The sequence below is a fragment of the Microbacterium sp. C23T genome, from assembly GCF_053345975.1.
On sequence record NZ_JBKFBD010000006.1, the window covers coordinates 87,867 to 113,815 of the forward strand.

Sequence of the window (25,949 nt, forward strand, 5' to 3'; positions counted from 1 at the left end):
ATGCCCGCACTCGAGGCGGATGCGACGTTCGGGTTCGACCCGTACGCGATCGCGGCCGCGCACCTCAGCCCCGCTGCGCGGGCGGCGCTCGGGCGTCTTCAGCAGACGCTGGAGCGCAGCATCCGTCCCCTCCTCGCCGAGGCGTGGGAGACGGCGACCATGCCGCCCGAGGTGCTCGACGCGCTCATCCCCCTCGACCTCATGCAGCCGGAGGGGGTGGATGCTGCGGAGGCGGCCTCGTCCATGTACTCGGGCTTCCGCAACTATGTGCTGGCGCGCACCGACGTGTCGGTCGCGACGCTGTACAACGCGCAGTCGGGGCTCTTCCGCACCGCGATCGCGCTGGGCGGATCCTCCGCGCAGGCGGAGGAGCTCGACCCGCGCGTGCGGAGCTTCGAGCTGAAGGGCGTCTTCGCGCTCACCGAGCCCGAGCACGGGTCCGACATCGCCGGCGGACTCGCCACCACTGCGCGCCGTGAGGGCGGGGCGTGGGTGATCGACGGCCGGAAGAAGTGGATCGGCGGGGCCGCGGCATCCGATGTGCTCGTCGTGTTCGCCCGCGACGTCGACGACCACGCCGTCAAGGCCTTCCTCGTGCCGACCGACGCGACAGGCGTCCGGCTCGAGGCGATCGGCGGCAAGGTCGCGCTGCGCCCCATGCAGAACGCGCTGATCACCCTCGACGGCGCGCGCGTGACCGAGGCGGAGCGCCTCCAGAACGTGAACGGCTGGCGCGACGTGGCGCGGATCCTCCGCGCGATGCGCTCGGACGTGGCCTGGATCGCCGCCGGACTTCAGGCGGGCGCGCTCGATGCGACGGTGCGGTACGTCCGCGAGCGGCATCAGTTCGAGCGGCCCATCGGCGGTTTCCAGCTCGTGCAGGAGAAGCTCGCCCGCATGCTCGGCAACACCGTGGCGTCGCTGGCGCTGGTCGTGCAATTGTCAGCCCGTCAGGATCAGGGCGAATGCGCCGACGAGAACTCCGCGCTCGCCAAGCTGCAGACCGCTCGCCTCGCGCGCGAGACCGTCGCCCTCGGCCGTGAGGTGCTCGGCGGCAACGGCATCCTGCTCGAGCACGACGTCGCCCGGTTCTTCGCCGATGCGGAGGCCGTGTACTCGTACGAGGGCACGCACGAGATCAACGCCCTCATCGTCGGCCGCGCCCTCACGGGCGCCTCGGCATTCACCTGAACCGCCCCATCGAAGGAGAACCACATGACCACCACCGTCGACTACGCCGACGTCGCCGGCCTCGCCGGCACCGATCTCGGCTGGACCGAGTGGCTCGAGGTCACGCAGGAGCGCGTGAACCTCTTCGCCGACGCCACCGACGACCACCAGTGGATCCACGTCGACCCCGAGCGCGCGGCCGACGGCCCGTTCGGCGGCGCCATCGCGCACGGCTTCCTGTCGCTGTCGCTCACCGTGAAGTTCTGGTCGGAGCTGTTCGACGTCACCGGCGTGCGCACGCGCGTCAACTACGGCCTCGACAAGGTGCGGTTCGTGTCGCCGGTCAAGGTGGGCGCACGTGTGCGCGGAGGCGCGGTCATCGCCGAGGTCACCGAGGTCGCGGGCGGCTACCAGTTCGCCGTCGACCAGACCATCGAGATCGAGGGCGGCGGCAAGCCCGCCGTCGTCGCCCGCGGGCTGTACCGCTTCTACGCCTGACCCGGCCTCGCAGGCCGCATCCTCGAGGGAGAGGACACCGCAACGATGCACCAGGGGATCGGGTTCTGGCTGGCCAAACGGCGCCTGAAGGACCCCGAGAAGATCGCCGTCGTCTTCGGCGACGCCGAGCTCACGTATCGCGAGCTGGCGGACGCCGCCGACCGGGTGGCCGCCGCGCTCTGGCACCGTGGCATCCGCCGCGGCGACGCCGTGGCGTACATCGGCGAGAACAGCCCGCAGTTCCTGCAGGTCATGTTCGGCACCGCGCAGCTCGGGGCGGTGTTCGTGCCGGTCAACACCCGCCTGGCGGCCCCCGAGGTGCAGCACGTGCTCGTCGACGCCGGGGCGCGGGCCGTCGTGCTCGACCCGGAGTTCCTCGAGCGGGCGATGCCGGGCGTCGAGGCTGGCCGGATCGCGCACGTCATCGTCACCGGTGAAGGCCTGCCCGAGCACCCCGGCCTCGCGCGGCTCACCGCAGAGGCGCCGGGCGGGCACACCATGGCCGAGGTCGCGCTCGAGGATCCGGCGGCCATCATCTACACCTCCGGCACCACCGGGCGCCCGAAGGGAGCTGTGCTCACCCACGGCAACCTCACGTGGGTCGCGCTCAACTGCATCGTGGATTACGACGTCGTCTCGACCGACGTGTCGCTCATGATCTCGCCGCTCTTCCATGTGGCCTCGCTCGGCATGGGCGCGCTGCCGGTGCTGCTGAAGGGCGCGACGCTCGTGCTCGAGAAGGGCTTCGAGCCTGGCCGCGCCCTCGCCCTCATCCAGGAGCGCGGGATCACGATGCTCAGCGGCGTGCCCACGACGTACCAGCTGATGGCCGACCATGCGGCGTGGGCATCCACCGACCTGTCGACCCTGCGCAAGCTCACGTGCGGCGGATCGGCCGTGCCCACCCGTATCCTCAACGCGTACGAGGAGCGCGGGCTGTCGTTCTCGCAGGGCTACGGCATGACCGAGACCTCGCCCGGCGCGACGTCGCTCTCACCCACGATGACCCGCGAGAAGCAGGGCAGCGTGGGCCTGCCGCACTTCTTCACCGAGGTGCGCATCACCGACGAGCACGGCGACGTCGTGCCGCGCGGCACGGTGGGCGAGATCGAGGTCGCGGGCCCCAACGTCTTCCTCGGGTACCACGGGCTGCCGGAGGCGACAGCTGCCGCGTTCAGCCCCGACGGGTGGTTCCGCTCGGGCGACCTCGGCTATCTCGACGCCGACGGCTACCTGTACATCTCCGACCGCCTGAAGGACATGATCATCTCGGGCGGCGAGAACATCTACCCGGCCGAGGTGGAGAACCTCATCGCCGACATCGAGGGCATCTCCGGCGTCGCCGTCGTGGGTGTGCCCGACGAGCGCTGGGGCGAGGTGCCGTGGGCGGTCGTCACGCTCCGGGAGGGGGCCGAGGTCGACACCGAGATCGTCCGCGCGCACCTCGACGGCCTGCTCGCCCGCTACAAGCTGCCCAAGAACGTCGTGGTCGTCGAGGACCTGCCCCGCACGGCATCCGGCAAAGTCCGCAAGGCCGAACTCCGCGCCCGCTACGGAGAGAGCCGATGACGCACGAACCGCCGGTCCCGTCACTCGAGCGCGCGTTCGAGGTCGCTGCGGACCTCGGCCCGCTCGAGGACCACGGCATGACGCGCGCCGGCCACCGCCGCATCATCCCGGTGGTCGGCGGCACGATCACCGGCGAATTCACCGGCACGATCCTCTCCGGCGGCGCCGACTGGCAGACCGTGCGCGCCGACGGGTCGATCGAGGTCGACGGCCGCTACAGCGTGCTCGGCGACGACGGGTCCCTCCTCTACATCCGCGCCCAGGGGGTGCGCAGCGGCGATCCGGCGGTGCTCGAGGCGCTGCTGCGGGGCGACGACGTGGATCCCGGCGACTACTACTTCCGCGCCGCGCTCACGCTCGAGTGCGCCGCGCACCCCGAGTTCGAGCGCGCGGTGTACCTCGCGTCGTACATCCGCGAGGCGAACCGCGTGCGCTACGTCGCGTACCGCGTCACCTGACCCCGCGCTCGCGCCCCAGACCCGAGTCCCCGCCGCCACTCGCCCCGGCGAGCCATCACCCCACGACCAGGTGAACTCCGCGCGCACCACCACACACCCTTCAGCAGGTCAACCGCGCTTCTACAGGCGGCCCCGGGGGATCGCAGTCCTGAGGAACCCCGGTTGACCTGTTGAAGCAGGGGTGGAAGCGCGAACGGCGAGCGGCGGAGATGGATGCTGCGACCCGCTGCGGGGCATCCCGTCAGGCCACGAGGCCGGCGAAGTCGCGCACCGCGGGGAAGGCGAACTCGCGGTGCCGCCGCGTGAAGAGCTCGAACGAACGGTCCGCCGGCCAGTCGTCGCCCATGTACTGGCGCGGAAGGCGCGGGTCGGCGCGCAGCAGGGCCAGCCAGTCGGCGACCAGCAGCGTGCGCCCGGTGACGGCGGGGAGGTCGGATGCTGCATCCTCACGCTCCCAGTGCGCGATGAACTCCTCGTGGGCGGCCCGGATGCCCTCGATGTCCCAGGCGACGCGGACGGCCTCCGCCATCGGGAACCCGTCGAGCTCCGTCGCCGAGAATCCGCTGACCGAGCCGGCCGGCAGATCGGGGATGATGGCCCCGAGCGCGGCCGCGAGATCCACTGCCCCCGGCGCGATCCAGAGGCCGTCGCGCAGCACGGCGAAGCCGGACCAGGTGAGCGCCGCCCGCAGCCGGTGGCGCAGGTCTCGCAGGTGCTCCGGCACGCTGAAGGTCACCAGAGTCCAGCCCTCGCCCTGAGGCTCGAACGGAGCCGGACCGTTGACACGACCGGATGCCTCGCGCAGGACCTCGCTGCCGTGCCCCGTGAGTTCGAACCCGATCTCGCGACCCAGGCGACGCCGCTCCAGCATCCCGCTCTCGACCATGCGGTCGAGGTTGGTCCGCACCGCCGACGCCGTGACGCCGGCGCTCTCGAGGACGCCGATCAGCACGCTCGCGCGCAACGGCTCGAAGTAGCGGTCGCACACGAACTCGCCGAAGAACGCCAGCAGCAGCTGACGCGGCTTGCGGGTGAGGACCGACGCGTCCGCGGAGGCGATGACGCTCACGCGGCCTCCGGGCGGACGGCCTCGCCGCGCTTGGCGCGCTGGATCTGCTCGTAGACGTGGGTGCGCAGCTCCGTGAACCGGGGCAGCGATCGTGTCGTGATCTGGTCGCGCTCGGGGGCGAGGTCGATCACGAGGTCCTCCTGCACCCACGTCGGCGACTTCGACAGCACGATGACCCGCTCGCCGAGGTACACGGACTCGTCGATGTCGTGCGTGACGAACAGGATCGACATGCCGCGCTCGCGGTGCAGAGCCCGCACGAGGTCTTCGAGGTCGGCGCGCGTCTGCGCGTCGACGGCCGCGAACGGCTCATCCATGATGAGCACCTCCGGCTGGTACGCCACCGCGCGCGCGATGGCCACGCGCTGCTGCATGCCGCCCGACAGCTGCCACGGGTAGCTGCCCTTCGCGTGATCGAGGCCGACGGCCGCGAGCGCGTCGTCGACCAGCCGGTCGCGCTCGGCGCGCGCGAGCTTCTTGTGCTTCAGCGGCAGCTCGACATTTCCGCGCACGGTCAGCCAGGGGTACAGGCTGCGGCCGTACTCCTGGAACACGAGTGCCATGTTCGGCGGCGGTGCGGTGACGCGGCGCCCGCCGAGTTCCACGACGCCCGAGGTCGGTTTGAGCAGGCCCGCGATGCACTTCAGGAGCGTCGTCTTGCCGCACCCGGAGGGGCCTACGATGCACACCAGCTCACCGGCATTCATCCGGAATCCGATGTCGCCGATGGCCTCGACGCTGCCGGTCGACGATTCGTAGACCTTGCGCAGGTGCTCGACGTTCAAGAGCGTCTGTGCTGTCCGAAGCGAGTCAGGCACGCTCCACCTCCTTGATTCCGTGATACCAGCGCAGCACGCGTCTTTCGACGAGACCGAAGATCGCCGCGAGCAGGATACCGATGAGCCCCAGCAGCAGGATGCCGCTCCACATCTCGGCGATGAGGTAATTGCGCTGGAAGAAGACGATCTGATAACCGAGGCCTGACGACGCGTACGCCAGCTCGGAGATCACCATGAGGATCAAGGCGATCGAGAGCGACTGCCGCACGCCCGCCATGATGCGCGGGCTGGCGGCGGGGAGCACGAGGTAGCGCAGGCGCTCCAGGGAGGTCAGCGCGAACGACCGCGCGGTCTCCGTCATCACCGAGTCGGTGGCGCGCACGCCCTCGATGGTGTTGAGCAGGATCGGCCATACCGAGCCCACGACGATGACCACGATCTTCATCGCGTCGGTGGGACCCATCAGCACCACCACGATCGGCAGGAGCACCGGAGGGGGCACGGCGCGGAAGAACTCCAACATCGGCTCGAGCATCTCGCGGAGCCACCGGTTGAGGCCGATGACCGTGCCGGCGACGATGCCGACCACGATCGAGACGACGATGCCGATGGCGAGCCGGCCGAGACTGGGCAGCACATCGGTCACGAAGGCAGGGCCGATCCACGTCTCGACGAAGGCGTCGAGGATCTCCATCGGCGCCGGGAAGAACTTCGCGGGCGCGAGCGTCGCCCAGATGCCCCAGATCACCAGCAGGACGAGGGGCAGGCCGATCGCGTAGAGCGTGTTCTCGCCGATCTTCGCCCAGACGCTCGGCCGGCGGCGCGGGGTCACGACGGTGCTCGTGTAGAGGGTCACAGGATTTCCTCCCCTCGCACCGACTGGTGCCACGCGAGCGAGCGGCGCTCGATCGCGCGGAAGATGAGGTTGATGATGAGCCCGAGCAGACCCGTGACGATGACGAGGGCGTACACGGCCGGCCAATCGCCCGCAGACTGCGCGAAGACGATCTCTCGACCGAGCCCGGGGTTGCCGATGAACATCTCGGCGGTGATCGCGAGGATCAGCGCGACCGCGGCCGCGAGGCGGAGGCCCGTCATGAGGTACGGCAGCGCCGTCGGGAAGACCAGGTTGACGATGCGCGACCCCCGCGACAGCCCGAAGCTGCGCGCCGTGTCGCGGGCGACCGTGTCGACGTCGGCGACGCCGTAGAGGACCTGGATGAACACCTGCCAGAAGCTGGCGTAGACGATGATCACGAGCGCGGATTCGATCCGCAGGCCGAACATGAGGATCGCGAGAGGGATGAGCGCCACCGACGGAATCGGTCGCAGGAACTCCACGGTCGTGTGGGTCGCCCGGCGGAGGAACGGGACGAGCCCGATGACGGTGCCGAGCACGGTCGCCAGCACGGTGGCGATCACGAGGCCGATGCCCCAGGCGGTCATCGTGCGCCCGACGTTGCGCCAGAACTCGAGGTCGCGCATCTGCTGGCCGAGCTCGGCGAGCGTCGTGGTCGCCGACGGGAAGTAGCGCGGATCGACCATCCCCAGCGTCGGCAGCAGCTGCCAGGTGAGCAGGAACCCGAGGATTCCCGCGACGCCCAGCGCGACCTTGCGCAGCGTGCGCAGCTGCCGTGGGCTCCGCGGGGCGCGGGCGGGCACGGCTTCGGCGGTGGCCATGAGGCTCCGATCAGGAGGGGGCAGGAGGGTGCGCGAGAGGGGGACGGATGCCTCGGGGCCGAGGCATCCGCTCCCATCACGTCGTGCGGCTACCGCTGCTGGAGCAGGCGGTCGTAGTCGGGCTCGGCATCGATGTAGGCGAACTCGACGGCGAGTGCACCGAGGTCCTCGATACCGGCGCCGGCGAGATCCCACGTGAAGGTGGGGAGCGTGATGCCCGCCGCGGCCTCCTCCGGGATGTCGAGGTTGGTCGCGATCGCGGCGCGGACGGCGTCCTCATTGTCAGCCGCCCAGTCCAGCGCCTCGGCCATCGCCTCGGAGTACGCCGTCACGAGGTCGGGATCCTCGTCGATGAGCGCCTGCGTCGTGATGTTCGTGAGCACCGAGAGCCCAGGGATCGTGGCCTGGTACGGCTGCACGACCGACACACCGCCGCCACCGACGACCATCGCGCGGAACGGGTCGGGCGCCCACGCGGCGTCCATGGTGCCCGCCTCGAGCTGCGCCGGAACGTCCGGGAAGGCGACCTCGACGAACTCGATCGTCGAGGGGTCGCCGCCGTCGTCCTGGACGGCCTTGCGGATCGTCAGGTCGCCGGCGGCGCCGATGGTGTTCACCGACACCTTCTTGCCGGCGAGATCCGCCGGCCGGGTGATGCCGGAATCGCCCAGCGCGACCACCGCGTTGACGTCGGTCCCGTCGGCGAGGCTGTTCGCGTAATTGCCGACGATCACGACGCCGAGGTCCTGCTGGTCGGCGCGGATCGGACCGAACGGCTGGCCGATGGCGAATTGAATGTCGCCGCTGAGCAGCGCGGGGATCGCGTTCGCACCGCCCTGGGCGGGCACGACCTCGATCTCGAGGCCGTGCTCCTCGAAGATGCCCTCGTCGATGGCCGCCCACAGCGCGCCGGTCTCGGCGATGGGCAGCGCGGCGACGCGGACGGCGGTGAGCTCGCCCGAGCCGCCGGCGTCGCCGGTCGAGGTGGAGGTGGACTCGGGGTCGGCGGCGGAATCGGTGCAGCCGCTCAGGGCGAGCGCGGCGGCGGCGAGAACGCCGAGCGTGACAAGACTCTTCTTCATTGACGGGCCTCTCGTGACGGTGCGGGGGATGCCGGCGGCCGCGGTTCCGTCCAACGGGACTCGGAGTCCTCACCGCGGCGTGCCGGACACAAGTCATCGTCCGCCAGACGCGCATCATTGTCAACTGTTTTGTGACGCCCGTCACGATTTTATTGAACCATGGCCCGCGGCATCCGTTCATCGGAAGGACCTCTGCAGCCGGGACTCGCAGCGCCGGAGGATGGCAGAGCATCGCCAACCATTGGCTATTGCCATTACCTATGGCCATAGGTAATCTGACATCACTCCCCGCGGTGCGAAGGCGCCCGCGCCGAGGAAAGGACCTCGATCAGTGGCACACCAGACTCCCGTCTCCCCGCAGGCCGCAGCTCTCGTCGACGGCTTCTCGCTCGAGATGACCGGCAAGGACATCGCCGGACTCGAAGAGGCGCGCGACATGATCCCGCAGGGGACGAAGATCAACGTGACGTTCCTCGGCAACGAGGACCTCGAGATGCGCGTCGCCGCGGCGAAGGCGGTCAAGGAGATGGGCTTCGTGCCGGTCCCCCACCTCTCGGCCCGCCGGCTGCGGTCGCAGGCCGAGCTCGAGGAGTTCCTCGGCCGGCTGCAGGAGGTCGGTGCCACCGAGCACGTGTTCGCCGTCGGCGGCGACCCGGCCGAGCCCGAGGGCCCGTACCCGGACTCGCTCACCGTGATCCGCTCGGGCGTGCTGCAGAAGTTCGGGGTGCGCGAGGTCTCGATCGCCGGATACCCGGAGGGTCACCCCGACATCTCCGACGACGTGCTGTGGAGTCACCTCGACGAGAAGGCGCTCGCGCTCGCGCAGCAGGGAATGGATGCCGTGATCCTGACCCAGTTCGCGTTCGACACCGATCCCGTCATGACGTGGATCGACTCGGTGCGCGCCCGCGGGATCGACGCGCCGATCCGCATCGGCACGCCCGGCCCCGCCGGCATCAAGCGGCTGCTGGGGTTCGCCCGCCGCTTCGGCATCGGCGCGAACGCCATGATCGTGAAGAAGTACGGGTTCTCGCTCACGAACCTCATGGGCACCGCCGGACCCGACCGCTTCGTGTCGGACCTCGCCACCTTGCTCTCCGACGACCCGAAGTCGGGCGACGTGAAGCTGCACTTCTACACGTTCGGGGGCCTCGCCGCGACCTCGCAGTGGGCGCGCGAGTTCGTCGCCGCGCAGTCGTCCGGGGCGCGCCGATGACGACCCACCTCGATGTGCGACGCGATCATGCGTGCCTGATCGTGCACGGCCCCGACCGCTCGGGCATCGTCGCCGCGGTGACGGCGCTGGTGGCCCGCAACGAGGGCAACATCGTGACGCTCGACCAGTACTCCGACAATCCCGAGGGCGGTGAGTTCTTCCAGCGCGTGGTGTTCCACCGCCCCGACCTGCAGGCCGCCCTGCCGGCTATCGAGGCCGACCTCGACGACACGCTCGGGCCCCTCGGCATGGAATGGCGGATCACCGACCAGTCCATCCCCAAGCGCATGGCGATCCTCGCCTCGACGAGCGACCACTGCCTGCTCGAGCTGCTGTGGCGCCACCGCCGCGGGGAGCTCCCCGTCACCATCCCGATGGTGATCTCGAATCACACCAACACCGCGGAGGACGTCCGCAGCTTCGGCATCCCGTTCTTCCACGTGCCGTCGCAGGGACCCGACAAGTCCGCCGCCGAGGCGAAGATCGTCGAGCTGCTCAAGGGCAACGTCGACTTCGTCGTGCTGGCCCGCTACATGCAGATCCTCTCCGACTCGTTCCTCGAGAACGTCGGGGTTCCGGTGATCAACATCCACCACTCGTTCCTGCCCGCGTTCATCGGCGCGGCGCCGTACCGCAAGGCGAAGGAACGGGGCGTCAAGCTCATCGGCGCGACCAGCCACTACGTCACCGAGGACCTCGACGAGGGCCCGATCATCGAGCAGGACGTCGCCCGCGTCACCCACGCGATGACCGCGGCCGACCTGCAGGCCCGCGGCGCGTACGTCGAGCGCGCGGTGCTCTCCCGCGCGGTGCAGTGGCACGCCGAAGACCGCGTCATCCGACACGGCAACCACACCATCGTCTTCACCTGATCGAACGGATGCCTCGCGCCGAGGCATCCGTCATCCCCGAACTCCATCCCACGAACAGAGAGGTTCCCCATGGCGAAGAATCTGCAGGAGCTGCTCGACGCGCAGAACGCCGTCGAGATGCTGCGCAACTCGCAGATCGGCTCGTACATCTACCCGGTGGTCCCCGCGGACTTCCAGAACTGGATCAAGGAGCAGCGCGCCTGGCGCGACACGGCCGTGCTCTACGACCAGTCGCACCACATGGACAACGTGTTCCTGAAGGGCTCGGACGCGATCCGCCTGATCTCCGACACGGCTATCAACTCGGTGGCGACCTTCCCGGTGAACCGCGCCAAGCAGTACGTGCCGACGACCGCGTCGGGACACGTCATCGGCGACGGCATCCTCTTCCACGAGGCGGAGGACGAGTACGTCTACGTCGGCCGCGCGCCCGCGTCGAACTGGCTGCTGTACCACGGCGAGACCGGCGGGTACTCGAACCTCGACATCACTGTCGACCGCCGCTCGCCGTCGCGCCCGTACGGCGACGCGGTGAGCCGCCGGTACTACCGGTTCCAGATCCAGGGCCCGGCGGCGTGGAACGTCATCGAGAAGCTCAACGGCGGACCGCTCGAGCAGCTGAAGTTCTTCAGCATGTCCGAGATGCAGATCGGCGGCGCGAACGTGCGGACGCTCCGCCATGGCATGGCCGGCGCCCCCGGCCTCGAGGTGTGGGGCCCGTACGAGGACCACCACCGCGTGCGCGACCTCATCGTCGAGGCGGGCGCCGAGTTCGGGCTCGTCCCGGTCGGCTCGCGGGCGTACCCGTCGAACACGCTGGAGTCGGGCTGGATCCCCTCGCCGCTGCCCGCCATCTACTCCGGCGAGGCCGAGCGCGGCTACCGCGAGTGGCTCGGCGTCGACAGCTACGAGGCGACCGGCACCCTCGCCGGCTCGTTCGTGTCGGATGACATCTCGGACTACTACCTGACCCCGTGGGAGCTCGGCTACGGCTCGTTCGTGAAGTTCGACCACGACTTCATCGGCCGCGACGCCCTGGAGCAGATCGACCCCGCCACGCAGCGCCGCAAGGTCACGCTCGCCTGGAACGCCGAGGACGTCACGAAGATCTTCGCGTCGCTCTTCGACACCGAGGGCGAGAGTTACAAGTTCTTCGACCTGCCCCTGGCGAACTACGGCTCGGCGAACTACGACGCGGTGACCGATGCCGACGGCAACAACGTCGGATTCTCGATGTTCACCGGCTACAGCGCGAACGAGAAGCGCGCGCTGTCGCTGGCGACGGTCAACCCCGATGTGCCCGAGGGCGCCGAGGTGACGGTCGTGTGGGGAGAGCCGAACGGCGGCACCACGAAGGCCTCCGTCGAGCCGCACCAGCAGCTCGAGGTCCGCGCGGTCGTCTCGCCCGTGCCGTACTCGACGGTCGCCCGCCAGACCTATCACGGCGGCTGGCGCACGCAGTACCAGCCGGCCTGACCGACCACCGCACCACCGCTGAGACCCCAGCCGGCGGACGAGACCGTGGGTGAAACCCCGCGGTCTCGTCCGTCGACTGGGGTCTCACCGTCTTCGGCCCGCTACCCTCGGGCGAGGAAGGAGAGCATCCGATGAGTCTGCGCTACGCACTGCTGGCGATCCTGCGGGTCGGCCCGCTGTCGGGCTACGACCTGCAGAAGCAGTTCCACCAGTCGGTCGGCCACGTATGGCACGCGCCCGACTCCCAGATCTATCCCGAGCTGCGCAAGATGGAGGAGCTCGGCCTCATCGAGGGCGAGGAGCAGACGCGCGGCGAGCGCGGCACGCGGCGGATGTACCACGTGACGGATGCCGGTGAGCAGGCCTTCCTCGACTGGATGGGCTCTCCGCTCGACTACCAACGCGTGCGTGATCCCGCCCACCTGCGCGCGGCCTACCTCGAGGCCGCGACCCCCGCGGACGCGCGCACATTTCTCGAACGGCACATCGCCCAGTGGCAGGGCGAGCTGGCGCAGTGGGAGGGCGAGCTCGAACGCATCGACGCGGTCGCCAACCCCATGCTGGTCCGGCGCCTCGAGGTGACGGCCGACGCCGACCGCGAGCGCACCATCGCCTACAAGCGCTTCGCGTACGAGGGTCTCGTCGAGCGCGCCCAGGGCGAGATCGCCTGGGCCCGCCGCGGCCTGGACCTCGTCGACCGCCTCGAGCCCTGAGCCGCGGCCTGCGCGGGGCCGCGATCTCGGTCGCCCGGCGTGAACGCCGCATCCCCCGGGCAGATGAGTCGGCCCGGGGGATGCGGCGCGAGGGTCAGGGCTTGCCGGGCGCCTTCTTCACCTTCTGTGTCTCTGCGGACAGCAGCGTCTGGGAGACGCGGTCCTCCGCCGACACGGTCACCCGCACCCGGAGCTGCGCACCGACGAGATCGGCCGTGGGGGCGAACGACGCGTGCGTGGCCGCGGGGATCGGCGAGCCGTCCGCGATCCACTGGTACGCGACCACGGCGCCCGTCGGGGCGTCGACCTGAGCGGTCACCTGCTCGCCGACGCGGGGCGTGCCGGCCACCTGGGGCGTCGTCGCCGTCACCGTCTCGGTCGTCCCGAAGTCGAGCCACGTGCCCTCGAGCTCCGTGTAGCCCTGAGGCCGCTCATCCCAGTCGCACACGCCCGACGGGAACGTCGCGAGCAGTCGCGCCCACTGCGCATCGCTCATCGCGGGGTAGTCGCCGCGCACCGGCTGCGTCAGCGCGCACTTCAGGCCGTCTGCGATCAGCGGCATGCCCGCTTCCGCCCGCGGCTGCGAGTGGTAGGGGTACAGCGTGTTGCACACCGTCGACGGATCGTCGTAGTCGAGCGGCTCGGCGATGAACGCCATCTGCGCGTCGAAGCAGCCGTCGACGAGGTCCGCCGGCCGCGCGGCCACGGTGCGGGCACGGTCGCCCGGGCCGCCCGCCGCCACGATCGCATCCAGCCAGTCCTCGAGCTTGTCGAGTGCGGCCACGCGCATCTGGTTGGTGTTCGCGCCGATGTTCGCGCCCGTCCAATTGACGTGCGTGCCGGCGTCGCCGTGGGCCGCGATCATGCGCTCCCGGATGATCGCCGACCGGTAGCGTTCGTGGAAGTCCCCCGTCGGGTCGGTGTAGTTGCGGATCTCGATCACCGGCGTCCACGCGAGCCCGCCCGTCATCATGTTGATGCGTCCGGTCGCGTACGCCCGTTCGATCGCCTCGACGCTCGCCTCCGACCGCGCCGCCGTGCGGTTGCCGTCGATGCCCATGCCGCCGACCTGCTCGTTCAGCGAGACGAACTGCTCGACGCTGATCGCACGGCTCTGCACGGCGTTCCATCCGTATTGGACACCGACGTTGTCGGGTTCCACGCGCAGGCCGCGGCCCTCGGCATCCGTCCCGTAGACGTTCTTGACCATGTCCGCGATGGTGCAGCGGAGGCCGCCAGGATTCGCCGGCGACCACCGGTCGGCGACCGGGATCGCCCCGTTGCAGCCGCGGTTCGGGTCGTCGACGCCGTCGAACAGCGTGAAGCCGTTGCACGTGCCGGGAACCGCGTGTCCGGTGACCGCGATCTTCTGGGCGTTGGTCCAGCCGGCGCCGGTGGGCGAGTTCCAGTAGCTGGTCAGGCCGCGGCAGTCGTGGCCGCCGATCGTGGTCGACCGTTCGTCGGGGTAGCCGATCTCACCGAGGAGGCCGTCGAGGATGCTGGGGTAGTTGTTGGCCAGCAGCAGCTGCTGCATCGTGCCCGCCGATCCGCCGGAGCCGATCGTGTAGTCGATGGGGCCGAGCTGCTCGACCACGTGCTCCTTGACCATCATCGCGGTCTCAGCGCTCGTGACGTCGTTGCAGTTCTGCGCGTAGACGTTGAACGTCGCCGATGCGACGGCGTACCCGCGGCTGAGGAAGAGGTCGTTCTGCACTCCGCCCGTGCTGGTGCCCTGCCAGTAGCCGACGCCGCACGCACCGCCGAAGGTGTAGACGAGCTTGCCGTTCCAGCCGGGGGTCGTCGTCCACGGCGCCGGCTCGGGGGCACCCGGCACGTGGAGAACGGCGGTCTCGTACACGCCGCGGTTGATGGTGCCGCGCTCGATGCGCACGACGTACGGGACCGAGGTGCCGTCGACGGTCGTCGTCGCCAGGTTCGCCGGGGTGGACCCGTCGGTCGGGTAGTTCGCGAACTGCCCGGCCGTCGTGCGGTAGCGATAGGTCACCGAGGCGGATGCGACGTGGCAGTCCTCGTCCACCGGCCCGAGATTCCACGCGGATCCGGAAGCCGTGCAGTACATCGGATGCTGCGGCCCGGAGAACACCGGACCCGTGATGGGGTGATTCTCGACCTCGAGCGCCGCCTGCACCTGACCGTTCTTCTTGGTGACCTGGATCTCGCTGACACCCAGCGGGAGGCCTTCGACCAGCCCGATCAGGCGCCCGTCGACCGGATGGAATGCCTCGGTCACGTCGACGCCGGCGGAGACGACGCGGAAGTCATCGCGGGCGCCGGCCACCGAGACCAGCGCGTCGCCGCCCGAGACGCTGTCCGCGCGACCCGATTCGATCTGGATCGTGACCGGCTGAGCGGCGTTGACCGCGGTCGGCAGGGACAAGCCGGCGAGGATCAGACCCGCCGAGGCGAGCACCCCCATCGCGAGCGGCCCTGTTCTGGATCTCTTCATTGCACCCTCCGTCGACGTCGTTGTCACGGCGGCAGCATCGGCGCTGCCTCCTACGCGACAGAGTAGAAGTAGTCGTGACGCTCGTCAACGAAAGATCAAGTATTGGCCTCCATGGGCATCCTTCGCCGCGTCACGAGCTCGACGAGGCCGGCGTCGATCTCCCCGACGACGGCACGGAAGCGGTCTTCTGCCGCATCACCGAGGTCGTTGTATCGCTGCGCCCACGCGCGCCGGGTCGCCACTCGGGGCCAGTCGGCCGGCACGAGCTCGGCCGGCATGCCGGTGTCGAGGAGGCGGAAGGACTGCCAGCCGAGCATGAGGCGCATGCGCTCGGCGAACGCCACGACGGGCCCGCCCGGAGGCGACGACACGATGGCCGCGGCGAACCGCCGGTACTCGGCCGCGATGTCATCGAGGTTCCACGCCGATTGCGCTCCCCCGGCCACCGTCGTCTCCAAGGTCGCCCGCATGACCGTGACATCGCCCACGCCCAGGTCGCGCAATTCGGACATCGCCGCGGCGGCGCGGTCACGCGGCGAGACCCACACGCCGTCGTACAACGGGGCGAACCCGAGCCAGCGGAGCCGCGAACGCGCGAGGTGGCGGGAGGACCGCTCGGACTCCGGGATCGAGAACGCGAGCACAGTCCACAGGCCGTCCCACGCCGGCTCGACCAGCCCGAACGACTCCAGCCAGGCGGCCTCTTCGTCGACGACCGCCAGGGCTCGAGGCGCCAGGCGGTGGGTGGTCCGCCGGCCCGCGCGCTCGGCCTCCAGCAGCTCGCCGCGCACCATGCGCGCCAGCGTCGCGCGCGCCGCGGCCTCCTTGAGGCCGAGGTCGGTGAGGGCCGTCAGCAGCGCCCCCGTCGGGAGCGCCGGCTCGACCCCCCACCAGTAGTCGCCGAAGACGGTGAGCACTTGTCGAACGGGCGATACCCGGCGGAACTCGGGCGAGCCGGCACCGTCCTCGGCGAGAGTCATGCGTGACATCATCCCACCGGCGCCGATGGGATGACGTCGCGGCGGGTCAGTGGGCCATCGAGGCGAGCACCTCCGGGTCGAGGGTCGCGATCGAGCGGGTGTCCTGGAAGGCGCGGACGCCCTCGATGCCCTGCTCGCGGCCGAAGCCCGACTGCTTCATGCCGCCGAACGGGGCGCGCAGGTCGAGGCGGGTCGCGCCGTGGTCGTTCACCCACACGTAGCCGCACTCCAGCTGCGAGCCGACGCGCTGCGCCGCGTCGGGCGACGCCGTCCACACCGAGCCGCACAGGCCGCCCCACGTGTCGTTGGCGAGGCGCACGGCCTCGGCCTCGTCGTCGAACGGGATGATCGGGATCACCGGGCCGAACTGCTCCTGCGTCACCACGCGCAGCTCGAGCGACGGGTCGACGACGATCGCGGGTCGCACGAAGTTGCCGCCGGCCAGATCGCCGCCCGGCAGTTCGCCGAACTCGCGGACGTCGGCGCCGGCATCCTTCGCCTCCTGGATGATCTCGTCGACGAACGCCTTCTGCGCCGGCTGGTGCAGCGGCCCCATCGTTGTGCCCTCGTCGAGGCCGTAGCCGAGCTTCGCCGCCTCGAGGCGGGCGGACAGCCCGGCGACGAGCTCGTCGGCACGCGACCGGTGCACGAAGACGCGCTTGGCGTTCATGCAGATCTGGCCCGTCGTGTCGTAGATCGCCGCGTACAGGCGGTCGAGGTGGGCGTCGTCGAGGATCGCGTCGTCGAGGAACACCGCCGCATCGTTGCCACCCAGTTCGAGGGTCACGCGGGTGAGGGTCTTCGACGCCATCTCCATGATCCGCTTGCCGCCGCTGACCGATCCGGTGAAGCAGACCTTGGCGATGTCGGGGCTCTGGATGAGGCCGGCCATGTCCTGGTCGCGCCCGGTCACGACGTTGAGCACGCCGGGCGGCAGCTTCTCGGCCACACGCTGCACCACGCGGGTCGTCGCGAGCGGCGCCGAGGGCGGCGGCTTCACGATCGCAGTATTGCCGGCCAGCAGGGCGTGCGGGAGCGCGGCACCGAGGATCGCGATCGGCCAGTTGAAGGGCACGATCACGGTCACGACGCCGAGCGGCTGGTACGTCACGTCGGTCGACACCGGGATCGCACCGGGGATCGGCGGCAGCGTCTTGGACGCGTCGACCTCGTCGGCGAGCATGAGCGCGAGGTTCCAGCGGATCTCGAACACGAGCGCGTCGATCCACGCCTCCATGCGGATCTTGCCGTTCTCCTGTGAGAGGACAGCGGCGTCCGCGTCGCGGTCGTCGGCGATCCCGGCGATCGCCTCGGCCATCGCAGCCGCGCGCTCCTGCGGCGTGAGCGCCGCCCACGCCGGGAAGGCCGCCTTCGCCGCGGCGACGGCATCCTTCACATCCGACTCCGTCGCGGCCGCCGCCTCACCCACGACCGCACCCGGCTTGCCGGGATCGGGGATCGTCAGCACGTCCTCGGTGAACCGCTCCTCACCTCCGATGAACAGGCCCGTCCGGACCGAAGTCCCCATCGCCGTCTCGCCCATGGAACGCCCACCTCTCCGTGTTGCCCAACGTGGATCCGCCTCGGGTCGGCGCGGATCGACACCTCTCCCAGCGTGCCTCTCCCATGCGCGTGAATCAAGATTGTCGACGATTTTCGCGCGAATTTCGTATGAGATTCTTCGCGTTGAACGGCTTCGCGCGAGATAGTGTCAGTGCACGGACGAAGGCGCCGAAGGAGGTTGGCCGAGATGACGGATGCTGCAGTGCTGAGCGACGACGAGACGATCGAGCGTCCCGACCTGACACAGGTGATCCGCGAGGCGATCCTCGACGCGCAGTTCGCACCGCATCAGCGTCTCATCGAGGCCGATCTCAGCGAGCGCTACGGCGCTTCGCGGGCCTCCGTGCGCACGGCACTGCTGAACCTCGCCGGCGAAGGGCTCGTCGAGCGCCTGCCCAACCGCGGCGCACGGGTGCGGGCGATCACGGTCGACGAGGCGATCGAGATCGTCGAGGTGCGCATCGGCCTCGAGACCCTCTGCGCGCGCAAGGCCGCCGAGAACCTCTCCCCCAGCGACGCCGACGAGCTCCGGGCGCTGCGCGCCGACATCGAGGCCGCGATCGGATCGGGCGACCTCATGGCGTACTCGCGCCTGAACCAGGAGCTCGACCGCCGCATCCGCGACCTCAGCCACCACGGCACGGCGACCCAGCTGCTCGAGCGCCTGCGCGCGCAGTCCGCGCGGCACCAGTTCCGGCTCGCCTTCCACCCGGGGCGAGCCGCGACGTCGGCGCCGGAGCACATCGCGATCATCGACGCGATCCTCGCGAAGGACCCCGACGCCGCCGAGGCCGCGACCCGCGCCCACCTGTCGGGCATCGTCGAGGTCCTCCACGGCATGGAGTGAGCCCCATCCGCGCTCAGCGCACACGAGAAACCACGAACGCGCCGAGACACCACGGCAGGCGTGGTTCCTGAGCGCGAACGCGGTTTCTCGGCGCCCGAAGGGGGCGGACGGATGCCTCCGCCCGCCCCCTCGCAGGGCTCTGGTCACTGACCCCAGGACTCGGCCGGGGCGTAGCCCTTGCCGTTGTACTTCTGCACCTGCACGGTCGAGACGGCGGGCTGGCCGTCCTCGGTCGTGTCGACGCTGGAGCCCTCGAGCATGAGCGGTGCGACATAGTCCTTGATGCTGCGCAGCTGCGTCATGAAGTCGTCGCGCGTCGGCTCGGTCATCTTCGCGAAGACCTGCTCCAGCGTCGCGCCGACCTGGTACGACCAGACGCAGTGCGGGAACGCGGGGACGTCCGAGTAGTTCGCGTACTCCTTCAGTGCGCTGAGGAACGCGCCGCCGTCCTCGCTCTCGGCGAAGGTCGGCGCGGCCGCGGCCTGCGCGAACGCCACCGTGTAGACGCCGGGGAACGCCGCCGCCCCACCGGGCTCGAGGATCGCGGACGGGCTCGACGTGTTCGACGGGAGGAACCAGCTGGGCAGCCAGCCGAGCTCCTGCGTCTTCTGCAGCGACGAGATGACGAGCGGCGTGATCGACATGGCGTTGAAGAACACGTCGGCGCCCGAGCCGGCGAGCTCGGTCAGCTGCGCGTCGACCGAGGTGTCGGTGGCCTCGTACGTGAGCTCCTTGACGATCTCGATGTTGTCGGCGCCCTCGATGCCCTTCTTGAAGCCCTCGACGTAGCCCTCGCCGTAGTCGTCGTTCTGCGAGAGGATCGCGACCGTGTGGTCGTCGCTCGAGCTCGCCAGCAGCTTGCCGAAGGCCTCGCCCTCGTTCTGGTAGATCGGCACGAAGCCGAGCGACCACGGGCTCTCCTGCTGGTCGCTGAAGATCGGGTCGCCCGACATGATCAGCGCCTGCGGCACCTCGTCGGCGATCGCGGCCTCGCGCCACGCGCGGTTGGTGGGCGTGCCGAGACCCGCGGTCATCGCGAAGACGCTGCTCTTCAGCTGGTCGTAGTTCGCCTTGGCCTTCTGCGGGTCGTACTCGTCGTCGAGCGCCGTGATCTCGACCTTGCGGGTCTTGCCGTCGCCGAACTCGACGCCGCCGTCGGCGTTCTTGGCCCCGAAGTAGGCGGTGATGCCGGCGACGGTGCACGTGCCGGGACCGGCGGTCGGACCCGACAGCGGGGTCGTGATGCCGAGTGTGATCGAGGTGTCGGTGATGCCGGGGCTCGCCTGCGCCGTCCCGTCGCCGGTCTCGTTGGGCGTGCCGCCGCCGCGAGAGCAGCCGGCGGCGAGGACGGCGACGATGCCGATCCCGGCGACGACCGAGGCGACGCGCAACTTCCTGCGGTTCGTGCTCATGGGTCCTGCCTCTCTGTGTGGGTTATGACTGCGTCGGTGAAGGTGGGGGTGGGTCCGTGACGGCCGCGGTGTCTGCGGCGGCGGTCTTGGCGGAGACGGATGCTGCAGCATCCGTCCGTCCGGAAGGCCCGGTCGCGCCGCCTCGTGGGGCGCCGTCATCGCGGCGCCGGCGCCGCCACAGCCGCGGCAGCGACACCAGGCCGCCGGGGAGGATGAAGAGCACCACCAGGAGGATCGCGCCCTGGAGCATGGCGGTGATGTTGGGGTCGATGAGGTTCGTGATCTGCGGCAGCAGCACGTACCAGACACCGCCGAGGAGCGAGCCGATGATGCTGCCGGCACCGCCGATGACCATCGCGGCGAGCAGCTCGATCGAGTGGCCGAAGTGCAGCGTCTCGGGCGACGTGTACTGGATCACGACCATATAGAGGAAGCCGCTCACGCCTCCGATGAGCGAGGCGATCGTGAACGCCAGCACCTTGTAGCGGTAGGGCGAGACGCCCATGGATGCGGCGACCGCCTCGTTGCCCTTCACGATGGCGAAGGCGCGACCGTACTTGCCCCGCACGAGATTGCGCGTCAGCAGGAACGTGATGCCCCCGATGAGGATCACGATGTACAGCTGCCACTGGTCGTCGTAGAGGCCGGTCCACTCCGGCGCGCTCGAGAAGCGGGCCGAGGTGCCCTGGGATCCGCCGGTGAACTCCGACAGGCGCTTCGCGAGCGGAAGGCCCACGAGCGGGAGTGCGATCGTCACCATGGCGATCGCGAGGCCGCCGAGGCGCGCCGCGGCGAGCGCGACGAGGAGCCCGAACACGGCGGGCACGATGCACGCGAGGACGAACACGAGGACGATGTTCCAGTCCTGGTTGACGCCGTACGCCGTGACGTACGCGCCGACCCCGACGAAGAAGATCTGTCCCAGTGAGACCTGGCCGGTGTAGCCCATCACGACGTTGAGGCCGAGCACGGCGACGGCGAAGACGCCGATGCGCGCGATCGTCTGGTTGGCGAACTCGGGGAGGATCAGCGGCCCGACGACGAGCAGCACGACGACGAGGCCGACCCCCGCCCACTTCACCCAGGGGCGCGTCCAGAACTCCGCGGTCGAAGGCATCAGACGCGCACCACCGCTTTCCGGCCGAACAGGCCCTGTGGCCGCACGATGAGCACGACGAAGATGAGGATGAAGGGCACCGCGATCTTGAGGTCGTGCCCGATGAAGGGGACGTAGACGGCGGCGAGGTTCTCGAGCACGCCGATGAGCCACGCCGCCACGACGACGCCGATCGGGCTCGACAGGCCGCCGAGGATGCAGGCGGCGAGCGCATAGACGAGCGCGCCGTCCATCATCCCGGGGGTGAGGGTCAGCTGCGGCGCGACGAGCACGCCGGCGACGGCGCCCAGCACCGCGGCGAGGCCCCAGCCGACCATGAGGTTGCGACCGACGTTGATGCCCGAGAACGCGGCGGAGCCCGGATTGATCGCGACCGCCCGCAGCGCCAGCCCGAGCTTGGTGCCGAGGAACAGCGCCTGCAGCAGCAGCATGATCACGACGATGACGATGATCGTGCCGAGCGAGCGGACGCTGATCACGGCTCCCCCGATCTTGATCGTCTCCAGGGGGAACAGCGATGGGAAGAGCCGGTTGTTGTACGTCCAGATCCAGGCGCACAGTCCGGTGATGAAGGTCAGCAGGCCGATCGTCACGACGACGGCGGTGTCGGGGTCGCCGCGCTCGAACCGGCGGATGAGGTAGCGCTCGATGAGCGCGCCCAGGAAGAACGACGCCACGATCGCGCCGAGGATCGCGAGCACGATCGGCACGCCGAAGCCGTTGAGGGCCCACGCGATGTACGCCGACAGCACCGCCATGCCGCCCTGCGCGAAGTTGATGAGGCCGGTCGCCTGATTGACGAGCACGATCGCGAGGGCGAGTGCCGCGTAGATCGACCCGGTCGAGAGGCCGTCGATCACGAGCTGGATGAAGGTGCCCACCGTCAGCCTCCCAGGTACGCGCGGCGGATCTCGTCCATGCCCTTGAGCTCCGCGGTCGAGCCGGTCAGGACATTGCGGCCCGTCTCCAGCACGGTCGCGCTGTCGACGAGGGTGAAGGCGAGGTTGGCGTTCTGCTCGACGACGAGCATCGCGATGCCCGACTCGGCGCGCAGGCGCCCGATCGCCTGGTAGACGGTCTTGGCGGTGCCCGGTGCGAGACCGAGGGATGCCTCGTCCAGCAGCAGCAGGCGCGGCCGGGCCATGATCGCCCGGGCGATGGCGAGCATCTGCTGCTCGCCCCCCGACAGCGCAGACCCGTTCGAGCGGATGCGGTCCTTGAGCTGCGGGAACAGCTCGAGGCAGTAGTCGACGTCGGCCCGGATCGCCTTGGCGTCCTTGCGGCGATACGCGCCCACGCGGAGGTTCTCGCGCACCGTGAGGTCGGACAGCGTGCCGCGGCCTTCGGGCACGTGCGCGATCCCGAGCGCGGCGACCTGGTCGGGCCGGAGGCCCTTGAGGTCCTTGCCGTCGAACCGGATGGTGCCGGTCGAGCGGACGGTGCCCGACACCGCGCGCAGCGTCGTGGTCTTGCCGGCGCCGTTCGCGCCGAGGATGCCGACGGCACCGCCGTCGGGGACCGTGAGCGAGACGCCCTCGAGCACCTGCACGCGACCGTAGAACGCGCGCACGTCGGCGAGCTCAAGCAGCGTCATCGACCGCGTCCTTTCCGAGGTACGCCTCGACCACGCGCGGGTCGGACTGCGCGTCGGCGGCCGAGCCCTCCATCAGCTTGCGGCCGTGGTCGAGCACGACGACGCGGTCGGTGAGGGCGGAGATGAGGCCCATGTTGTGCTCGACGATGACGACGGTGATGTCGTCGTCGCGGACGCGCCGCACGGTCTCGATGAGCTGCTCGACCTCCGAGTGCGGGAGTCCCGCCGCCGGCTCGTCGAGCAGCAGCAGCCGCGGCTTCATGAGCAGGGCGCGGCACAGCTCGACGCCCTTGTGCAGTCCGTGCGACAGCTCGTCGGCCCGCGTGCGCGCGGCCCAGCCGAGGCCGTGACCCTCGAGGAGATCGAGCGCCTCCTGCCGGAGCGCCTTCTCGGAGCGGGTCGTGCGGGGCAGGCGCAGCGACCACTCCGCCGGTCCGCCCGGCAGTCGGCTGTGCGCGCCGAGCAGCACGTTCTCGAGCACGGTCTCGCGCAGCTGCAGGGCGGGGTGCTGGAACGTGCGCGCCAGGCCGTGCCGCGCGAGGGTCGCGGGCGGAGAGCCGAGCACCTCGTCGTCGTCGATCGTGATCGAGCCGGCGCTCGGGCGGTAGTGGCCGCTCACGCAGTTGAAGAGCGAGGTCTTGCCGGCGCCGTTCGGACCGACGAGGCCGAAGATCTGGCCGGGCTCGACGGTGAAGGTCACGTCCTCGAGCACCTTGACGCCGCCGAACTGCAGGCTCACGTCGCGGACTGCGAGCCGAGCGCCCATGGCCCCACCTTTCGCGTCGTCGCGTGGTCGTGGTCGTTCGAGGAGTCGAGTCCTCCCCGTGCTTGGGAAACTACGGATTCGCGGCGAGATTGTCAACGATTTTGGTGCGAAGTTCCGCGACCGTGATCTTCGACACGATGCTGTCCCGCGAGGCGCAGGGGTGCAGCATCCGTTTCCATTCAACGGAATCACCCTGTCGAGGCGGTCCGGAGCGCTCTTACGCTGACCGCAGCTTCCCCAACCCCGAAGGAGGGTCGACGATGACCACGATGACGGACACCCAGACCGAGTCGCTCGCCCAGGCGATCGACCGCGCCGGCAGCCCCGTGGAGCTGCTGCGCAACCAGAACTGGCCTGCGTTCACGTTCCCGGTGGCGCCGGAGTTCACGAACTGGCGCGACGAGCAGCGGGCATGGAACACGTCGGTGGCGCTCATGGACCAGTCGCACCACATGACGCAGCTGTTCCTCGACGGCGCCGACCTCATCCCGCTGCTGAGCTCGATCTCGCCCAACACGTTCGCGACGTTCCGGCCAGGGGTCGCCAAGCAGCTCATCTCGGTCAACCAGGACGGCTACCTCATCGGCGACGGCATCCTCTTCTACAACTCCGAGGGTCCTGAGGGCCTGGTGCTCATCGGGCACCACATCCTCATCGACTGGGTGCGCTTCAACATCGAGAAGGCGGAGGCGCTCGGCAAGGACGTGCGCTACCGGCTCGAGGCGAACTCGCACATGCGCCAGGGTCCGCCGACGTTCTACCGGTACGAGCTGCAGGGACCGCACGCCGACCTCGTGATGGAGAAGGTGTTCGGCGGGCCGGTGCCCGAGATCAAGTTCTTCCACATCGGCGACGTCGAGATCGCCGGACGCCCGGTGAAGGCGCTGCGCCACGGCATGGCCGGGCAGCCCGGGTTCGAGTTCTACGGCCCGTGGGAGGACAGCGAGGCCGTGCTCGAGGCGCTGATGGAGGCGGGTGAGGAGTACGGCATCCGCCGGGTCGGGGCGAAGGCGTACTCGTCGTCGCCGCTCGAGTCCGGCTGGGTGCCGACGCCGTTCCCCGCCGTCTTCGACGACGACTTCGCGGAGTACCGCGCGTGGCTGCCGGCGGCGCGCATCGGCTCGGTGGGCGGCTCGCTGTACTCGACCGACATCCACGACTTCTACATGACGCCGTTCGACATCGGCCTCGGCCGCTCGGTGCGATTCGACCACGACTTCCACGGGCGCGCGGCGCTCGAGAAGCACGCCGAGAACCAGCGCCGCCGCAAGGTCACGCTGATCTGGAACGCCGACGACGTCGCCGCGGTCGTGCGCTCGCAGCTCGAGCCCGGCACGCCCGCCAAGTACCTCGACTTCCCGAAGGCGCGGTACGGGCTCTACCAGATGGACGAGATCCTGAAGGACGGCGAGCGCGTGGGGATCTCGACGGATGCCGGGTACGTGGCGTACGACCAGCTCTACATGTCGCTCGCGACCCTGGACGCCGGCATCCGCGACGGCGAAGAGGTCGAAGTGGTGTGGGGCGAGGACCCGATCTCGCGCAAGGACGGCGTCGACGCCGATCACCGCCAGGTGCGCATCCGCGCGACGGTCGCGCCCGCGCCGTACCACGACTACGCCCGGACGGTGTATCGCCAGAACGCATCCTGACGCGCCGGGACGCGGCATTCTTGCACCAAAATCGTTGACAATCCCGGCCCGACTTCGTACGGTCCCTTACACCGGGGCCACCTCGCTCGGCTGACGCCCCGCCATCCCGCCGAGAGGGGGCGGAGCGTGACCGACAGACCGGTCGGCCGTGACGGGGTGTTCGAGCGGGCGCTCGAGCTGCTCGAGTGCTTCACGGCCGACGAGCCGATCCTCTCGGCGGCCGAGATCGCGCAGCGGACGGGGCTCGCGGTGTCGTCCGTGCACCGGCTGCTCGCGAAGCTGCTCACGGCGGGCTTCGTCGACAAGGTGCATCCCCAGCGGTACGCGGTCGGGCTGCGGCTCTGGAAGGTCGGAGAGCTGAGCCCGGTCCTGCTCGAATTGCGTGAGACCGCGCTTCCGCTGATGCTCCGGCTGTACGAGGCGACGGGCGAGAACGTCCAGCTGGCCGTGCTCGACGGGCGGACCCCGCAGACGGGGCGGGCGCTCTACATCGCCCGCGCCGTGGGCGTGTCGTCGTCACCCACGCTCACCCGGATCGGCGGGGCGTTCCCGCTGCACACGACCGGGGTCGGCAAGGCGCTGCTCGCCGCTCAGGACGCTGACTGGCTCGCCGCCTACATCCGCGGCGGGCTCGCACCGGAGACCCGGTTCTCGCTGACGACGGGCAGCGAGCTGGTCCGTGATCTCGAGCGATCACGGGCTCGCGGCTACGCCGTCACCCGCGAGGAGATGAGCCTCGGAACCGCCTCGGTCGCGGTCGCCTTCGACCGGGTCGCGCACCTTCCCGCCGCCGCGATCGGGGTCGTCACCGAGGTCCATCGATTCCGCGAGCGCGAGCTGAGCGCGATGGTGGCGGCATCCGCCCACCAGCTGCACGCCCTGCTCAGCGAGCGATTCGACCGCTGACACCCGCGGAGAGCGGACTTTCTCACTGGGTGCGAATCTGCGGGATGCCGCCACAAGCCCGGT

The 25,949-nt window shown here is 69.9% G+C and carries 24 protein-coding genes; 11 read left to right on the forward strand and 13 right to left on the reverse strand.

The window, feature by feature from the left end; all coding sequences use genetic code 11:
* Genes ACLBXX_RS05150 through ACLBXX_RS05165 form a run of 4 tightly spaced genes read left to right on the forward strand, consistent with a single transcriptional unit; the run spans window position 1 to window position 3,695 of the window.
* Complete coding sequence (locus ACLBXX_RS05150) at window positions 1-1,191, forward strand: acyl-CoA dehydrogenase family protein (RefSeq protein ID WP_447657116.1); 1,191 nt, start codon at window positions 1-3, stop codon at window positions 1,189-1,191.
* Between the two features lie 24 nt (window positions 1,192-1,215).
* A complete protein-coding gene (locus tag ACLBXX_RS05155; RefSeq protein ID WP_447657117.1) occupies window positions 1,216-1,668 on the forward strand; it encodes a MaoC family dehydratase in 453 nt (150 codons plus the stop codon).
* 45 nt (window positions 1,669-1,713) lie between these two features.
* A complete protein-coding gene (locus ACLBXX_RS05160) occupies window positions 1,714-3,237 on the forward strand; it encodes an acyl-CoA synthetase (protein ID WP_447657118.1) in 1,524 nt (507 codons plus the stop codon).
* Window positions 3,234-3,695 (forward strand): DUF3237 family protein, encoded by a 462-nt coding sequence (locus ACLBXX_RS05165; RefSeq protein WP_447657119.1) that lies wholly within the window; start codon window positions 3,234-3,236, stop codon window positions 3,693-3,695. Before ACLBXX_RS05160 ends, ACLBXX_RS05165 begins: the two co-directional genes overlap by 4 nt.
* 241 nt (window positions 3,696-3,936) lie before the next feature.
* On the opposite strand, the gene ACLBXX_RS05170 is transcribed toward ACLBXX_RS05165, so the two are convergent.
* From ACLBXX_RS05170 to ACLBXX_RS05190, 5 genes are all read right to left on the reverse strand, one after another.
* Entirely contained in the window at window positions 3,937-4,764 is an 828-nt protein-coding gene (locus ACLBXX_RS05170) for a PaaX family transcriptional regulator (protein WP_447657120.1), read from the reverse strand.
* Window positions 4,761-5,582, reverse strand: coding sequence for an ABC transporter ATP-binding protein (locus tag ACLBXX_RS05175; RefSeq protein ID WP_447657121.1), 822 nt, complete (start codon window positions 5,580-5,582; stop codon window positions 4,761-4,763). The genes ACLBXX_RS05170 and ACLBXX_RS05175 overlap by 4 nt, the downstream gene beginning before the upstream one ends.
* Window positions 5,575-6,399, reverse strand: coding sequence for an ABC transporter permease (locus tag ACLBXX_RS05180; RefSeq protein WP_447657122.1), 825 nt, complete (start codon window positions 6,397-6,399; stop codon window positions 5,575-5,577). The genes ACLBXX_RS05175 and ACLBXX_RS05180 overlap by 8 nt, the downstream gene beginning before the upstream one ends.
* A complete protein-coding gene (locus ACLBXX_RS05185; RefSeq protein ID WP_447657123.1) occupies window positions 6,396-7,223 on the reverse strand; it encodes an ABC transporter permease in 828 nt (275 codons plus the stop codon). The genes ACLBXX_RS05180 and ACLBXX_RS05185 overlap by 4 nt, the downstream gene beginning before the upstream one ends.
* Before the next feature lie 89 nt (window positions 7,224-7,312).
* Window positions 7,313-8,305, reverse strand: coding sequence for an ABC transporter substrate-binding protein (locus tag ACLBXX_RS05190; RefSeq protein ID WP_447657124.1), 993 nt, complete (start codon window positions 8,303-8,305; stop codon window positions 7,313-7,315).
* Window positions 8,306-8,699: 394 nt separating this feature from the next.
* On the opposite strand from ACLBXX_RS05190, the gene ACLBXX_RS05195 reads away from it, so the two are divergent.
* The 4 genes from ACLBXX_RS05195 to ACLBXX_RS05210 all read left to right on the forward strand — a co-directional run bounded on the left by ACLBXX_RS05195 (window position 8,700) and on the right by ACLBXX_RS05210 (window position 12,582).
* Window positions 8,700-9,521, forward strand: coding sequence for a methylenetetrahydrofolate reductase (locus ACLBXX_RS05195; RefSeq protein ID WP_447657191.1), 822 nt, complete (start codon window positions 8,700-8,702; stop codon window positions 9,519-9,521).
* On the forward strand, window positions 9,518-10,393 hold the full coding sequence (purU, locus tag ACLBXX_RS05200; protein WP_387141738.1) for a formyltetrahydrofolate deformylase: 876 nt from the start codon (window positions 9,518-9,520) through the stop codon (window positions 10,391-10,393). The genes ACLBXX_RS05195 and purU overlap by 4 nt, the downstream gene beginning before the upstream one ends.
* 69 nt (window positions 10,394-10,462) lie before the next feature.
* Window positions 10,463-11,869, forward strand: a complete 1,407-nt coding sequence (ligM, locus tag ACLBXX_RS05205) for a vanillate/3-O-methylgallate O-demethylase (protein ID WP_447657125.1) — start codon at window positions 10,463-10,465, stop codon at window positions 11,867-11,869.
* A gap of 131 nt (window positions 11,870-12,000) precedes the next feature.
* Complete coding sequence (locus ACLBXX_RS05210; RefSeq protein WP_447657126.1) at window positions 12,001-12,582, forward strand: PadR family transcriptional regulator; 582 nt, start codon at window positions 12,001-12,003, stop codon at window positions 12,580-12,582.
* A gap of 94 nt (window positions 12,583-12,676) precedes the next feature.
* Here ACLBXX_RS05210 and ACLBXX_RS05215 read toward each other — a convergent pair whose 3' ends face one another.
* The 3 genes from ACLBXX_RS05215 to ACLBXX_RS05225 form a co-directional block, all read right to left on the reverse strand.
* The gene (locus ACLBXX_RS05215; protein ID WP_447657127.1) at window positions 12,677-15,049 is read right to left on the reverse strand and encodes a DUF6351 family protein; all 2,373 of its coding nucleotides are present in this window, start codon (window positions 15,047-15,049) and stop codon (window positions 12,677-12,679) included.
* 95 nt (window positions 15,050-15,144) lie between these two features.
* A complete protein-coding gene (locus ACLBXX_RS05220; protein WP_447657128.1) occupies window positions 15,145-16,029 on the reverse strand; it encodes a PaaX family transcriptional regulator in 885 nt (294 codons plus the stop codon).
* A gap of 46 nt (window positions 16,030-16,075) precedes the next feature.
* The gene (locus ACLBXX_RS05225) at window positions 16,076-17,557 is read right to left on the reverse strand and encodes an aldehyde dehydrogenase family protein (RefSeq protein ID WP_447657129.1); all 1,482 of its coding nucleotides are present in this window, start codon (window positions 17,555-17,557) and stop codon (window positions 16,076-16,078) included.
* A gap of 222 nt (window positions 17,558-17,779) precedes the next feature.
* Here ACLBXX_RS05225 and ACLBXX_RS05230 point away from each other — a divergent pair, with 222 nt between their 5' ends.
* On the forward strand, window positions 17,780-18,439 hold the full coding sequence (locus ACLBXX_RS05230) for a GntR family transcriptional regulator (protein WP_447657130.1): 660 nt from the start codon (window positions 17,780-17,782) through the stop codon (window positions 18,437-18,439).
* A gap of 143 nt (window positions 18,440-18,582) precedes the next feature.
* Here ACLBXX_RS05230 and ACLBXX_RS05235 read toward each other — a convergent pair whose 3' ends face one another.
* Genes ACLBXX_RS05235 through ACLBXX_RS05255 form a run of 5 tightly spaced genes read right to left on the reverse strand, consistent with a single transcriptional unit; the run spans window position 18,583 to window position 23,328 of the window.
* Entirely contained in the window at window positions 18,583-19,851 is a 1,269-nt protein-coding gene (locus tag ACLBXX_RS05235) for an ABC transporter substrate-binding protein (protein WP_447657131.1), read from the reverse strand.
* Window positions 19,852-19,873: 22 nt separating this feature from the next.
* A complete protein-coding gene (locus ACLBXX_RS05240) occupies window positions 19,874-20,968 on the reverse strand; it encodes a branched-chain amino acid ABC transporter permease (RefSeq protein ID WP_387141762.1) in 1,095 nt (364 codons plus the stop codon).
* The gene (locus ACLBXX_RS05245; protein WP_310286436.1) at window positions 20,968-21,849 is read right to left on the reverse strand and encodes a branched-chain amino acid ABC transporter permease; all 882 of its coding nucleotides are present in this window, start codon (window positions 21,847-21,849) and stop codon (window positions 20,968-20,970) included. The genes ACLBXX_RS05240 and ACLBXX_RS05245 overlap by 1 nt, the downstream gene beginning before the upstream one ends.
* A 2-nt stretch (window positions 21,850-21,851) precedes the next feature.
* Window positions 21,852-22,562, reverse strand: a complete 711-nt coding sequence (locus tag ACLBXX_RS05250; RefSeq protein WP_387141766.1) for an ABC transporter ATP-binding protein — start codon at window positions 22,560-22,562, stop codon at window positions 21,852-21,854.
* Window positions 22,549-23,328, reverse strand: coding sequence for an ABC transporter ATP-binding protein (locus ACLBXX_RS05255; protein WP_387141769.1), 780 nt, complete (start codon window positions 23,326-23,328; stop codon window positions 22,549-22,551). The genes ACLBXX_RS05250 and ACLBXX_RS05255 overlap by 14 nt, the downstream gene beginning before the upstream one ends.
* Window positions 23,329-23,588: 260 nt before the next feature.
* On the opposite strand from ACLBXX_RS05255, the gene ACLBXX_RS05260 reads away from it, so the two are divergent.
* The gene (locus tag ACLBXX_RS05260; RefSeq protein WP_447657132.1) at window positions 23,589-24,980 is read left to right on the forward strand and encodes an aminomethyl transferase family protein; all 1,392 of its coding nucleotides are present in this window, start codon (window positions 23,589-23,591) and stop codon (window positions 24,978-24,980) included.
* Between the two features lie 126 nt (window positions 24,981-25,106).
* Entirely contained in the window at window positions 25,107-25,886 is a 780-nt protein-coding gene (locus tag ACLBXX_RS05265; protein WP_447657133.1) for an IclR family transcriptional regulator, read from the forward strand.
* The last annotated feature ends 63 nt before the right edge of the window (window positions 25,887-25,949 follow it).

What these genes read in the sequence shown, in the direction of transcription:
- ACLBXX_RS05150 (WP_447657116.1), top strand. Translation starts at nt 1, where the DNA reads ATGCCCGCACTCGAGGCGGATGCGACGTTCGGGTTCGACCCGTACGCG.
- ACLBXX_RS05155 (WP_447657117.1), top strand. Translation starts at nt 1,216, where the DNA reads ATGACCACCACCGTCGACTACGCCGACGTCGCCGGCCTCGCCGGCACC.
- ACLBXX_RS05160 (WP_447657118.1), top strand. Translation starts at nt 1,714, where the DNA reads ATGCACCAGGGGATCGGGTTCTGGCTGGCCAAACGGCGCCTGAAGGAC.
- ACLBXX_RS05165 (WP_447657119.1), top strand. Translation starts at nt 3,234, where the DNA reads ATGACGCACGAACCGCCGGTCCCGTCACTCGAGCGCGCGTTCGAGGTC.
- ACLBXX_RS05185 (WP_447657123.1), bottom strand. Translation starts at nt 7,223, where the DNA reads ATGGCCACCGCCGAAGCCGTGCCCGCCCGCGCCCCGCGGAGCCCACGG.
- ACLBXX_RS05190 (WP_447657124.1), bottom strand. Translation starts at nt 8,305, where the DNA reads ATGAAGAAGAGTCTTGTCACGCTCGGCGTTCTCGCCGCCGCCGCGCTC.
- ACLBXX_RS05195 (WP_447657191.1), top strand. Translation starts at nt 8,700, where the DNA reads ATGACCGGCAAGGACATCGCCGGACTCGAAGAGGCGCGCGACATGATC.
- purU (WP_387141738.1), top strand. Translation starts at nt 9,518, where the DNA reads ATGACGACCCACCTCGATGTGCGACGCGATCATGCGTGCCTGATCGTG.
- ligM (WP_447657125.1), top strand. Translation starts at nt 10,463, where the DNA reads ATGGCGAAGAATCTGCAGGAGCTGCTCGACGCGCAGAACGCCGTCGAG.
- ACLBXX_RS05210 (WP_447657126.1), top strand. Translation starts at nt 12,001, where the DNA reads ATGAGTCTGCGCTACGCACTGCTGGCGATCCTGCGGGTCGGCCCGCTG.
- ACLBXX_RS05215 (WP_447657127.1), bottom strand. Translation starts at nt 15,049, where the DNA reads ATGAAGAGATCCAGAACAGGGCCGCTCGCGATGGGGGTGCTCGCCTCG.
- ACLBXX_RS05220 (WP_447657128.1), bottom strand. Translation starts at nt 16,029, where the DNA reads ATGACTCTCGCCGAGGACGGTGCCGGCTCGCCCGAGTTCCGCCGGGTA.
- ACLBXX_RS05225 (WP_447657129.1), bottom strand. Translation starts at nt 17,557, where the DNA reads ATGGGGACTTCGGTCCGGACGGGCCTGTTCATCGGAGGTGAGGAGCGG.
- ACLBXX_RS05230 (WP_447657130.1), top strand. Translation starts at nt 17,780, where the DNA reads ATGACGGATGCTGCAGTGCTGAGCGACGACGAGACGATCGAGCGTCCC.
- ACLBXX_RS05235 (WP_447657131.1), bottom strand. Translation starts at nt 19,851, where the DNA reads ATGAGCACGAACCGCAGGAAGTTGCGCGTCGCCTCGGTCGTCGCCGGG.
- ACLBXX_RS05240 (WP_387141762.1), bottom strand. Translation starts at nt 20,968, where the DNA reads ATGCCTTCGACCGCGGAGTTCTGGACGCGCCCCTGGGTGAAGTGGGCG.
- ACLBXX_RS05250 (WP_387141766.1), bottom strand. Translation starts at nt 22,562, where the DNA reads ATGACGCTGCTTGAGCTCGCCGACGTGCGCGCGTTCTACGGTCGCGTG.
- ACLBXX_RS05255 (WP_387141769.1), bottom strand. Translation starts at nt 23,328, where the DNA reads ATGGGCGCTCGGCTCGCAGTCCGCGACGTGAGCCTGCAGTTCGGCGGC.
- ACLBXX_RS05260 (WP_447657132.1), top strand. Translation starts at nt 23,589, where the DNA reads ATGACCACGATGACGGACACCCAGACCGAGTCGCTCGCCCAGGCGATC.